Consider the following 12416-nt stretch of genomic DNA (forward strand, 5'->3'; position numbering starts at 1 on the left):
AATTATATCATATGGTCCTATCAAATGATTTTCAACCTATATTTTCCAATTTGAACGAAGCAACAAAGATTGCGGTCGTCTTAGCTTTGGTTTTCATCGTGCTATCATGCGTCCCAGTAACGTCACCTAGCACAGCAAAAGAAGTTGTTATCCAAATATCTAGACACGGGCATCTCACAAATGCTCACTTAGTATATACCAAAGATGGTTTGATAGGTCTTCCGTTTTATGTTGCCTCAAACAAAAGTGTTAAGGAGTTGTTCATTCCAACAGATGGAACGAAGATGCTAACGTTTGAATTCTTCTTCTAAAAAAATACGAAAGCGGCAGTCCAAGATGGCTGCCGCTTTTTTGTTTTTTACTATTAATCTTATTTATTTTCTTGAGTTATACACTTTTATTCCTTCACCAAGGATTTTAACCGCATCGGCGAGTTTGTCAGCTTCAAGAACGTATGCTATTCGAATTTCACTCATTCCGGCGCCAGGTGTTGCATAAAATCCACTCAGTGGGGAGACCATCGTTGTTTTGCCATCAACGTTGAATTCTTTGAGCATCCAAATGATGAAATCTTCCGCATTTTCAACAGGAAGTTTGGCTGATAGGTAGAATGCGCCTTCCGGTTTGTGGACTACAACACCAGGTATTTCTTTGAGAGATTCGTAGGTTGCATCTCTTCTTTTTTGGTATTCATCACGCACGGAGTTTGTGTAGTCTTCTCCAAGTGTGAGTAGCCCAATTGCTCCAAATTGTGTTGTTTCAGCAGGACAAAGTCTTGCTTGTGCAAATTTGAGTGCGTTTTTGTAGAATTCTTTGTTCTTTGTAACAAATGTGCCTATTCTTGCACCACAGGCGCTGTATCGTTTTGAGATGCTATCGACCATGATGACTTGTTGTTCGATACCTTCGAAGTGGAATATAGAGATGTGTTTTCTACCATCGAATGTGAATTCTCTGTAGACTTCATCAGAGATTATCACAAGATCGTGCTTTTTGGCAAATTCTACGATTGTTTTCATTTCTTCGTAGGTGTAGACAGTTCCTGTTGGGTTTGATGGGTTAGAAAAGAGTATCGCTTTTGTTTTTGGACTGACGACTTTTTCAAATTCGCTCATTGGTGGCAGTCTGTAGCCATCTTCAGGATGAGCTGTAACTGGAACGAGTTTTACGTTCAGGTATGAAGCAAATCCAAGGTAGTTTGCATAGAATGGTTCGATGGTTACAACCTCATCGCCAGGGTCACAAACAACGCCAAGTGCAAACATTATGGCTTCACTACCGCCATTGGTTACCATAATCTCGTCAGCTGTTACGTGTATGTTGTGTCGTTCGTAGTATTTAGAAAATGCTTCCCTTAGTTCCAAAAGACCTTGGGAGTGTGTATAAGCAACAACTTCTGGTTTGTATTTTTCTATATACTCGTACCAGACCTTTGGTGTCTTGATATCTGGCTGACCTATGTTAAGGTAATAAATCTGTATTCCCCTCTTTTTTGCCTCGTCAGCATAGGGAACTAATCTTCTTATGGGACTTGCCGGGGTTTCAAGTGCTCTTTTGGATATTTTTGAAACCATGTACAATTCCTCCTTATCTTATTATACGTATACCAATTGAGTGTCTACAACCTCTGGCATGTCCAATGGCTCGGAATGTATCAGTTCAATTAAAGCATATTCTTCGGTATACGAAATATCAAGTATGTTAACCCCTATATAGCTCAGTTGTTGCATTTTTTTACCGTACGAAAGGAAATCAATCTTTAATTTTTGCTTGTATACTCTTTTTTTCTCAATTATGCGTCCTTCACTCTGCGCTTTCTCTATTGCAATCTCAACTGCTTTAGAGTATGCATCTATCAGCCCTCTGACCCCAAGCTTTACTCCTCCGAAGTATCTAGTAACAACAACCACTACATTGAGCAGTTGATGTTTCCTGAGAGTGTTCAGCATAGGGAGTCCGGCCGTTCCTGAAGGCTCACCAGCATCGGAGGAAAATTCAAGAATGTTGCCACTGTAAATGACCCGGTAAGCTGGGCAGTTGTGGGTAGCATCTTGGTATTTTTTGTTTATTTCGCTAATAAAAGCTTTGGCTTCTTCTTCTGTTTGAACTCCTTTAAGTGTGGTGATGAATATAGAACGCTCTATGTTTAACTTTGTTTCTATTGTTCCTTCAATAGTTCGGAATCTTTCAATCTCCATTTTGTTTCAATGTACACCTGCCCATTGTCAAGGTTGTAGAAATTTGCTAAGAGCGTTTCTTCATCTACTTCAATTACCAAAACACTTCTCGGAGTGTTGTTTTTTGGGAGCGATGTGCTTCCCGGGTTCAACACATATTTTCCGCTTATTTCCTCTATTTTTGAAACATGCGTGTGACCGTGAACAATGAACTGAGCTTTTGTATCCCTTGCAAATTCTTCGATGTTGTTCTCTTCAAAGATTTCACCATGGACAAGAATGAAGGAGAAATCGCCGAAGTATTCCATAGAAATTTTCGGCATTTCAGGTATTTCTAATACTTTCAAATCAACATCTGCGTCACAGTTCCCACGTATATAGTTAATTCGATACTTTTTGAGCTTTTCGACCAATTCTTTTGGGTTGTACCCTTCCGGAAGAGGGTTCCTTGGACCGTGGTAAAGAATGTCGCCAAGGTGAAAAATACTTGTGAAAGAAGACAAATCAAATAGCTTTTCTAAATCTTCCCACGCTTTTACAGAACCATGTGTATCGCTTAATATCAATACTTTAACGCGTCCCATACCTTCATCCTCCTGTGCTAGGTGTTGTTTTATCATTTTGATTATTTTGTAAAATTTCCAACATTCTTCTGTATTTATTAACCGTTCTGCGCGATATTTGGATACCTGCTGATTTGAGTACAAGTGTAATGTGGGCATCTGTCAATTCACTGTCCAATTTGAGTAGTTTTTCGATTTCTTGCAGCACGATTTTTTTGTTGAGTATTCTTCCAAAAAAGAACCTTAGTGGAAGAATCCCTAGTGGTGTGCTAACGTGTTTATTTCTAACAGCTCTACTAATGGTCGAAACATGCACCCCTAAGAGTCTTGCCATGTATCTCATGGTAAATATCTGAGGGTATTTTCTGTAGCCTCTGAGAAAGTATTCATTTACCTTACGTATTTCTTCGCAAATTCTAAAGAGTGTTTCTTCTCTCATTTGTAACGCTTTAGCTATTATTGGGTCCTTTACTTCTATCTTTCGAACTTCTACCTTTTCTGGGGTCATTATTATATCCGGTTCGATGTACATGAGATTTTCATTAACTGTGTTTTGCTGAATCTCTTCCGCAAATTCTGTGAAAATTAGGTCAATAAGTTCTTTGGCTTGCTGAACTTGGATATTAAATTTTTCTGCCAGTTCCAAAGGTGTAATCCTTAGTTTTCCTGAACTGTCGATGTTGTAGATTATGTATTCAGCTACTTTCTCTTCTTGGTCGGTTAGTCCAAGGTATGGCAATAACTTAACTAAGACCCCGTGGAGGTCTTCAGAATATGGATGGTATGTGTCGTCTATTTCAACCACAGGCAAGTATTTCTCACGCAAGATGTGATACGGTAGCTCAAGTATGTTAAGATAGAACCTCTCCGTTTTTGTGAGTAATAGCTTTTGTTCTAACCTTGGAGTTTGAGAGTTGTTATTTCTTTTGCTATTTGGCATGCCAACCTCACATTGTTTTTCAAAAGTTCAATATTCGCTCTTAAGGTTTTGTAATTACTCAGCTGAGCTACACGCGAAAGAAGATATGGTGTGACTTGCTTACCTGTGATACCTTTCTCTTCGCATTCTTTTAACGCCTGTTTGATGTAAACTTCTACTTCGCTTTCTGATATAGCGTGCTCTTCAGGAATGGGATTTGCTACTAAGATAGTACCTTCTATGCCGAGTTCGGTCTTAGCCAAGTAAATTTTTGCAATTTCCTCTGGCTTTTCAACCACATGGTCTAATTTGTAGGAAGATAGACCTTCGTAGAATATAGGGAATTTATCTGTTCTGTATCCAAGCACGAGTATCTGGAACGTCTCCATGAATTCGATAGTTTTTTTCACATCAAGAATGGACTTACAACCTGCGCTTACAACTATCATATCTGTCTTCGACATCTCCGTTATATCCTGTGAAACATCCCAGTCACCTACGTGTACGCCACCAATCCCACCCGTTGCGAATACATCTATACCTGCCATTTTGGCTATACGCATCGTAGCACTGACCGTTGTTGCAGCACTTTTCTTCAATGCAACCACGTAAGGTATCTCACGTGTGCCTATTTTCAAGGGGTCATCCTCAAGCATATGGCTGATTTCTTCTTCTGTCATTCCCACTATGATTTCCCCTTTAAGAACCCCTATCGTTGCTGGAACAACACTATTTTCTGTGCAGATCTGTTCCAGAGCCTTTGCTGTTTCTATATTGTGCGGATACGGTAATCCGTGAGCAATCACAGTGCTCTCAAGGGCAACAATCGGTTTACGTTTTTCGAGTGCATCTTTGACTTTAGGTGATATCTTTAATTCATGCATCTTCCTCACTCCTGTTGGCTTAGCTGTGTTGTCTTGTTGTGTTCTGATGTTAATTATAACATACATAAAACACTTCGGCAAAAATTGAAAAAGAAGGAGCCAAATGTTTGACTCTTTGGCTCCCCAGATTAAAAGAATTAACTTCTTTTCGAACGATTTAGACGACTAGTTCCGCAGTTCTTCACTTCACACTGAAAACGGCCCTAAACTCACCTAAGTTTTTTATATCCACTATCACTTCATACATGCCAGATGGGAATTTACCAAGTTCTATTGTTTTTGTCGGTGTTGTGAAAGCCTGTGTTACCATATCACCGGGACCTGGTTTGTAAAACGTGCCTGTTACCGTAATTTTTCCAGGATTCTTACCAACCGGATAAACGATGTCTGGTTCGTTTAGCTCTATTTGATACCCACCTGTTGGGAATGTCCCTGCAATCACTTGAAGTAAAACAATGTCATCCTTTGATACTTCTTCACCTTCAGAAATTACTCTGTAACCTGCCTGGGTTCGAACCAATATTTTTATATTCGCACTCTCTTTATCACCATAAATTGGCACGCTTATTTCACCACCTGTAGTTGGTTTTGGTTGTTCAACGACTTGAGAATTGACATACAATGTATACTTTGCTGGAAGGATAACTAGTATCAAAGGTAGACGAATATAGTTTTTGTCACGTATCCCAGCAATTTCTTCTGTGTATTCTTTCTTACCATCAAAACTTACCGCACGGATTTTGAAAGAAGTATTAGCTTGCTGGGTTGATAGAGGTTGGAACACCCAGGCTTTGAGGATGTATCCTTTACTTTCATCATCTTCAAAGAGCTTTACATACTGAACAGAAAAAGTCTTTGTCCCAATCGATTTAAACAAATACTCAGGCAATGTTGTGGTAAGCTTCTTGACAAACAATTCTATTCCCTGAGCAAAAGAAAGTACAGAAAAGACTACGGTAATAGCTAAAACGATTAACAAACAGATGATTCCCTGTGTTCTTTTTGTTCTCATACCACATCCTCCTTTCTAAAGTTCGTGAAAAGCAAATCATAAACCGGATTTTTTGCTGTTCTGTGAGTATTTATAGATTTTCTGTTCATACATCTTTTTATCAGCTTCTTCGTATGCTTTGTCAAAATCTTCAAATTGTGCGTAACCATACGAAAAGCCAATGCCAAGTACATTTCTGCAATCGTTGTATAAGCGGTTTATAATCTTTAACACGTCATTTTCTTTTACAGATTTAAATATCAAACAAAATTCATCTCCACCCAATCGTATGAAATAATCCTGGCTTCTGATATGCGATTTTACAATTTCAGCAAACTTTTTCAGAACGCTGTCACCAAAAATATGACCGTATTTATCGTTGAGAACTTTGAAACCATCTAAGTCAAGTAGGACGAACGTTCCTCCTCTGGGAATTAGATCTATCACCTTTCGATTGTAAACGCCGGTTAAATGGTCGATAAGGTTCTCCTTCTTTAGTTTTTCGTGTGAAATAGATAGGTCCTTAAACTTCCTAATTGTTGCAGTTCCAACGAACACCAGAAAAACGAATCGACCATAATGGATTGTCAGTTCGTTTGTTTGGTTTGTGGCTAAAACATAAAATGTTTGGATTCCTGTGAAGTATAGGAACACGACAGGGAAATAGAATTCTATTAGTTTGTGCTTGAAGATGAAATAAAGTATGATAAACATTAAAACAAGGGAGTAAATCTGTGAGATTGTATCTGCAATGTGGATATATTTAACACTTGTGGAAAACATAGCCACGGATATTAAAATAACAGGTATGGTTTTGAGAATGTATTCAAATTTTTTGTTGAGCCAAGCATTCCCTGTTGAAATGATTAATATAGCAAAAAAGAGATATGTTAAAACAAATACCGGACCTGTTACAGCAAATTCCTCGAATAGGAGGTAAAGCTCTGGGCTGCCAGAGGATTCGCGGTAGGTGAATTGAACAAGTGAAGCTATCATGAAGGCAGAAGCAACTACCAAGTAAAGGTAAACCCTTTTTTCTCGTTCATTAGCACTTTGGTAAGCAATCAAGAGCAAGTAAATAATCAAAGCAGTGGCACCAATACCAGCAATGGTTATTTTGTCCCTGAATAAATCTATTAAGCCTACTCTTTGAATAGCATATTCATAGGTTGCTAAATAAGGTTTACCATACAAACCTACACCAACTAGGCCATGTAAAACAACAGTTATTCTGTTTGGTCTCTCTGGATACAATAAGACCTTTGGAACTCTAACTATTAAAGCCCTGGGCCAAAGATTTCCACTACCGTCCCCGAACGAGGCTGTAAGTACACCATTTACATAAACCTCGAACTTTGTAGCCAAAACTTTTTGGAAAACAATGCAGTTATTTATACCATCGTACTCAAAGGTTCCATTTAAAGTTACTTTCGAAGGTTTAGTTAGTTCAATATACTTCCCTATCTGAGCATCCCATTGTATAATTGGTCCAGCCGGTTCATTTATCAAACCGAGAACAAAATAAAGAACACCAGATAACAATCCAGCAAGTAAAATCAATAGTAAAGATTTTGTTTTAAACATGTTGTTTCTAACACCCCTTTTACTATTCCCACCCGGCATCACAAAAATGATAACAGCGCCTTAATAAATGTCCACACACGAAAATGTTCAAACCACTTTCATAGTGTATTATACCACTGTTAAGATATTTTTATCAAGCCTACTTTAAAAAAGAAAAAACAACAAAAAAACAAAAAAGCCTCTGCTTTTCGCAGAGGCTTTTTGAAGGGGTATTAGGAATCCTGGGCACTACCTACTCTCGCAAGGGGTCGCCCCCTTACTACCATCGGCCCGCGGTGGCTTAACGGCCAGGTTCGGAATGGAGCTGGGTGTTTCCCACCGCAGTATCGGCACCCAGGGTCATTCAAAAGTGCATAGGGTTAAGGTGAAGGATTCGGCCTATTAGTACCGGTTGGCTCCACACCTCTCGGTGCTCCCACCACCGGCCTATCTAGGTCCTCTTCTCGGACCGGCCTTGGAGGCCTCATCTTGGAGCGCGCTTCCCGCTTAGATGCTTTCAGCGGTTATCGCTCAGGAGCGTGGCTACCCAGCGTATGCCCTTGGCAGGACAGCTGGTACACCAGTGGCTCCCTCACCCTGGTCCTCTCGTACAAAGGGCGACCCTCCTCAAGCCTCCTACGCCCGCAGCAGATAGGGACCGACCTGTCTCACGACGGTCTGAACCCAGCTCACGTACCCCTTTAATAGGCGAACAGCCTAACCCTTGGGACCTGCTTCAGCCCCAGGATGGGATGAGCCGACATCGAGGTGCCGAGCCTAGCCGTCGATGTGAACTCTCGGGCTAGACTAGCCTGTTATCCCCGGGGTAACTTTTGTCCGTTGATCGACGACCCTTCCACTCAGTGTCGCCGGGTCACTAGGACCGGGTTTCCCCTCTGCTCGACCCGTCGGTCTCGCAGTCAGCCCGGCTTTTGCCCTTGCACTCTAACGGTGGATTTCCAACCCACCTGAGCCGAGCTTTGCGCGCCTCCGTTACCCTTTAGGAGGCGACCGCCCCAGTCAAACTGCCCACCTGGCACTGTCCCTCGCGTGCTCTCCACACGCGTAGGTTAGAACTCCGCTGCGACGAGGGTGGTATCCCACCGGCGGCTCCCCGGACCCTGGCGAGCCCGGTTCTCAGCCTCCCACCTATCCTGTACACGCCGCAGCAGAGCACAATACCAGGCTACAGTAAAGCTCCACGGGGTCTTTCCGTCTAGCTGCGGGTACTGGGCATCTTCACCCAGACTGAAATTTCACCGGGTCCCCTGCCGAGACAGTGCCCCAGTCGTTACGCCATTCATGCAGGTCGGAACTTACCCGACAAGGAATTTCGCTACCTTAGGACCGTTATAGTTACGGCCGCCGTTTACCGGGGCTTCGGTTCGGAGCTTGCACCCCTCCCCTTAACCTTCCGGCACCGGGCAGGCGTCAGTCCCTATACTTCCTCTCATCGAGTTGGCAGAGACCTGTGTTTTTGGTAAACAGTCGCCAGGGCCTTGTCACTGCGGCTACCTCGGCCTCCCCCAGTTTCCGCCTCGCGGCTTCCCCTGACTTCAACCTACCGTGGCACCCCTTCTCCCGAAGTTACGGGGTCAATTTGCCGAGTTCCTTGGCAAGGGTTATCCCGCTCCCCTTAGCTTTTTCAGCCCGCCTACCTGTGTCGGTTTGCGGAACGGGCACCTGCTAACCACTACACGCGGCTTTTCTTGGCAGTGTGGCGTCAGCTCCGTTGACCCCTTTCGGAGTCTCCCCTTCACGGCTCAGCTCAGACTGCGGACTTACCTACAGCCCTCTTCGCCTAACCGCTTGGAGGGATTTGCCACTTATCCCCAGAGCTTAGCCTCCTGCGTCCCCGCTTGCAGTATCGGTTAGCCGGTGGTACCGGAATATTAACCGGTTTCCCATCGGATACCCCTTTCGGGTTTTCCTTAGGTCCCGACTTACCCTGGGCGGACGACCCTTCCCCAGGTACCCTTAGGCTTTCGGGGGGATGGATTCTCACCATCCTCTCGTATACTCATGCCTGGATTCTCACTTCCGCTTCGTCCAGTAGCTCTCTCGAGTCTACCTTCTCCCTACCGCGGAACGCTCCCCTACCAACCTGCCTTTCGACAGGTTCCGTGGCGATAGTGTTAACTTGTAGTGATGAAAGAGTGTAATTGTGAAAGAATGCGATTGATATTGCCATTGTGCGTTTTCCAAAGATTCTTCACTACACAAAATCCTTGAATATATTTCGCTAAGTTCTTCGTATTCTTCAGCCCTCGCTTGAGTCGGAAAAAGTCTTTCAACAATGAAAACTTAGATTCACATTGATTGTTTTTACCGAGCGGTACCACTACGTGATTGATATTTCTGAACAACAGCTTTACTGCACTTTCATATGCACCAAGTCCATCAGTAATAAGTTCAATGTTTCTAGGTTTTGAATTACCAAAGAACTTCTCGAGCAATACTTTGACTTGTCCCATATCACGATACTTTGAGACATGCCAACAAAGAATTAAGTTAGTTTCGTGATCAACTAATAGCCAAACATAGTACTTTTGTTCTTTGAACACAAGAACAGTTTCATCAGCATGAACTGAGAAAACATTTTCGATGGTAAATGTTGGAAAAAGTACAGAGAATAAAGTACACAATTTAATAACCCATTTGTATATGGTGACATGAGATACTTTGATATTAAGAGAATGAGCAAGAGAGCGATAAGACATATTGTGTTTCATATACAAAACAAAAGCCTTTAAGACGAAAAAGATAGGGAAGCGGAAATATTTAAATTTCTCAGGAATAAGGGTGACTGGTTCGGGGAGGTTAAAAGGTACTCTATCTTTGGTACGACAAGCTCTACAACGGAAGACAACGAAAGAGCGACGGACTTTGTAAATTTGCATAGATTTACCACAAGAAGTGCATTTGGGATAAGGGAAAGGGAAGTTTTTGCGTTTTTGAGAATGGGAGAGTTTGAAAGAATGATGGCAGAGTTTGCAAAGGAATTGTTGGTTACCGTATTTGTCATGACCGTTTTTGTATAAGCTGGTGGAACCGCATTTTGGACAAGAGAGCGTTGAGTTGTTCATATCGGGATACCTCCTTTGTCGAGAGTTGGTTGGGGGGTGTCCCCTCTTTATAAGGATAATGCGGTTTTTGGAAAGTTTCAATACTTTTAGTTAACATTATCTTGAAGAACTGAGGAGGTGGATTTATTGGCACGATTAAGGGTATACGAATTGGCTAAGCAACTCGATATGGATACCAAGGAACTACTCCACGAATTGGAAGAGCTTGGTATCGAAGTAAAAAGCCACATGAGTTATATCGATGAGGAAACAGTTAACATTCTCCTTGATATATATAAAGAAACTCTCGATGAAGAGGAAGAACTTACACTCACTAAATCACGCGAACCTGTAAAAGAAAAAGTTGAAACCAAAAAGCCTCCAGTCCATATAACAGAGGCTGATCTTAAGCTTGATAAATTCGCCGAAAAAATAAAGGTACCTCAAAATAGAATTATACAAGATTTCTTCATGAAAGGCGAAGTTCTCCGCCCAGGTCAAGCTATTTCCGTATCCTTAGCGAAAAAGATCGCTAAGATGTACGACGTCAGGTTAACATTTGAAGAAGAGGAAACATCAGTAAAAGAAGTTGTTAAGCTAGAAAATCCTCTCGATGAACTCAAGAGAAAATTTACAGAAATATATGAAAATAACAAAGATAAACTGGTCAACAGACCTCCGGTTGTAACCGTTATGGGACACGTTGACCATGGTAAGACAACGTTACTTGACCACATCAGAAAGACACGCATTGCTGAAAAAGAAGAAGGCGGAATTACTCAAAGTATAGGTGCTTATCAAGTTATCGTCAATGGTAAAAAAATCACGTTTATAGACACTCCAGGACACGAAGTTTTTACTGAAATGCGAGCAAGAGGTGCACAGGCAACGGATATCGTTGTCTTAGTTGTTGCCGCTGACGATGGTGTAATGCCTCAAACGATAGAAGCATACAACCACGCAAAGTCTGCAAATGTACCTATAATTGTTGCAATTAATAAGATAGATAAGCCAAACGCAAATGTGGATCTCACAAAGCAAGATTTGGTAACTAAACTCAATCTCATCCCAGAAGATTGGGGTGGGGATACAATTGTCGTTCCAATTTCAGCAAGAAATGGAATCAATATCGATACTCTTCTTGAAATGATTCTTTTAGTTGCAGAAATGCAAGATATAAGATGTATACCGGATAGTCCTGTAAGAGCTGTAACCATCGAAACAAGACTCGATAAAGGTTATGGTCCAGTTGCAAACGCCGTTGTCAAAGACGGAGTTCTAAAAGTTGGAGACTACGTTGTAGCAGGTAAAGTATACGGAAAAGTTAAAGCGTTGATAGATGACAAAGGTAGGCGAATCAAAGAAGCTGAACCATCAACACCGGTTATGATAGTTGGCTTTGAAGAATTACCAGATCCACACAGTATCATTTACGTTGTTGATTCAAAAGAAGAAGCGATAGAAATCGTCGAAAAGATAAAAGAGATAGAAGCAAGAGAATTGAGAAAGAAACGCCAGATAAAACTTGAAGAGATACTCAAGAAGATGCAAGAAACCGAAAAGAAAGAAGTTAAACTTATTCTGAAAGCCGACACCGTTGGTTCATTGCAAGCACTTCAGAACGCTATAGCAAAACTTAGAACAAACGAAGTTGATATCGATGTTGTCCACGCAGCTGTTGGAGCTATCAATTCAAGTGACGTCATGTTGGCAAGTGCTTCTGAAGCAGTTATACTTGGCTTCAGAGTGAAAGCAGATAACCAAGCTTCAAAACTTGCAGAAACGGAGGGTGTACAGATAAAAACATATACAATCATATACAAATTACTCGAAGAACTCAAAGCCGCTCTCGAAGGAATGCTCGAACCTGAAGAAGTTGAAGAAAAGACCGGAACTGGAGAGATAAAGAAGGTATTCAAAATACACAAAGTTGGAAACATCGCTGGTGTACAGATGTACGATGGATACGTGGAAAAGAATGGTTTTGTAAGGATATACAGAAATGGCGCACTTGTATTCGAAGGTAAATTAGAATCGCTCAAGCACTATCAACAAGATGTGAACAAAGTCAGTGCACCTCAAGAATGCGGAATTAAGTTCTTGAATTTTGACGATATAAAAGAAGGAGATGAATTGGAATTTTACATAATCAAGAAAGTACCAAGAAAGCTAACAACTGTCACTGAACAAAAGCCTGAAGAAGAATTGGAAGCTGAATGAAGTGTAAAAATCCCCCAGATCGTATCCTGGGGGA

At 41.6% G+C, this 12416-nt stretch carries 10 protein-coding genes, 1 rRNA gene and 2 other annotated features; of the genes, 2 read left to right on the plus strand and 9 right to left on the minus strand.

All coding sequences use genetic code 11. The features are described 5' to 3' along the window. Positions 1–11: 11 nt before the first annotated feature. Entirely contained in the window at positions 12–311 is a 300-nt protein-coding gene (locus tag FERPE_RS07655) for a hypothetical protein (RefSeq protein WP_041262872.1), read from the plus strand. A gap of 63 nt (positions 312–374) precedes the next feature. Here the strand turns inward: FERPE_RS07655 and FERPE_RS07660 are convergent, their stop codons facing one another. From FERPE_RS07660 to FERPE_RS10630, 9 genes are all read right to left on the minus strand, one after another. Continuing rightward, positions 375–1574 (minus strand): pyridoxal phosphate-dependent aminotransferase, encoded by a 1200-nt coding sequence (locus FERPE_RS07660; protein WP_014452063.1) that lies wholly within the window; start codon positions 1572–1574, stop codon positions 375–377. 21 nt (positions 1575–1595) lie between these two features. Then, positions 1596–2198, minus strand: a complete 603-nt coding sequence (locus FERPE_RS07665) for an IMPACT family protein (RefSeq protein WP_014452064.1) — start codon at positions 2196–2198, stop codon at positions 1596–1598. Further along, positions 2159–2761 (minus strand): phosphodiesterase, encoded by a 603-nt coding sequence (gene yfcE, locus FERPE_RS07670; protein WP_014452065.1) that lies wholly within the window; start codon positions 2759–2761, stop codon positions 2159–2161. Before yfcE ends, FERPE_RS07665 begins: the two co-directional genes overlap by 40 nt. 4 nt (positions 2762–2765) lie before the next feature. Then, the gene (locus tag FERPE_RS07675; RefSeq protein WP_014452066.1) at positions 2766–3680 is read right to left on the minus strand and encodes an RNA polymerase factor sigma-54; all 915 of its coding nucleotides are present in this window, start codon (positions 3678–3680) and stop codon (positions 2766–2768) included. Next, the gene (locus FERPE_RS07680) at positions 3635–4543 is read right to left on the minus strand and encodes a pseudouridine-5'-phosphate glycosidase (RefSeq protein WP_014452067.1); all 909 of its coding nucleotides are present in this window, start codon (positions 4541–4543) and stop codon (positions 3635–3637) included. The genes FERPE_RS07675 and FERPE_RS07680 overlap by 46 nt, the downstream gene beginning before the upstream one ends. Before the next feature lie 181 nt (positions 4544–4724). After that, positions 4725–5555, minus strand: a complete 831-nt coding sequence (locus tag FERPE_RS07685; protein WP_014452068.1) for a protease complex subunit PrcB family protein — start codon at positions 5553–5555, stop codon at positions 4725–4727. Between the two features lie 36 nt (positions 5556–5591). After that, positions 5592–7118, minus strand: a complete 1527-nt coding sequence (locus FERPE_RS07690; protein ID WP_014452069.1) for a GGDEF domain-containing protein — start codon at positions 7116–7118, stop codon at positions 5592–5594. A gap of 220 nt (positions 7119–7338) precedes the next feature. Then, positions 7339–7455: ribosomal RNA gene (rrf, locus tag FERPE_RS07695) — 5S ribosomal RNA — on the minus strand. A 37-nt stretch (positions 7456–7492) separates the two neighbouring features. After that, positions 7493–8347 (minus strand) — a sequence feature (23S ribosomal RNA rRNA prediction is too short). 2 nt (positions 8348–8349) lie between these two features. Continuing rightward, positions 8350–9121 (minus strand) — a sequence feature (23S ribosomal RNA rRNA prediction is too short). Positions 9122–9232: 111 nt separating this feature from the next. Next, positions 9233–10183 carry a DDE-type integrase/transposase/recombinase gene (locus tag FERPE_RS10630; RefSeq protein ID WP_011993230.1) on the minus strand — a complete coding sequence of 317 codons (951 nt, stop codon included), beginning with the start codon at positions 10181–10183 and terminating at the stop codon, positions 9233–9235. Between the two features lie 126 nt (positions 10184–10309). Between FERPE_RS10630 and infB the strand changes: the two genes are divergently transcribed. Next, the gene (infB, locus tag FERPE_RS07710) at positions 10310–12382 is read left to right on the plus strand and encodes a translation initiation factor IF-2 (protein ID WP_014452071.1); all 2073 of its coding nucleotides are present in this window, start codon (positions 10310–10312) and stop codon (positions 12380–12382) included. Positions 12383–12416 lie beyond the last annotated feature (34 nt).

Origin of the sequence: Fervidobacterium pennivorans DSM 9078, from assembly GCF_000235405.2 — a bacterium.
GTDB classification, from domain to species: Bacteria; Thermotogota; Thermotogae; order Thermotogales; family Fervidobacteriaceae; genus Fervidobacterium; species Fervidobacterium pennivorans.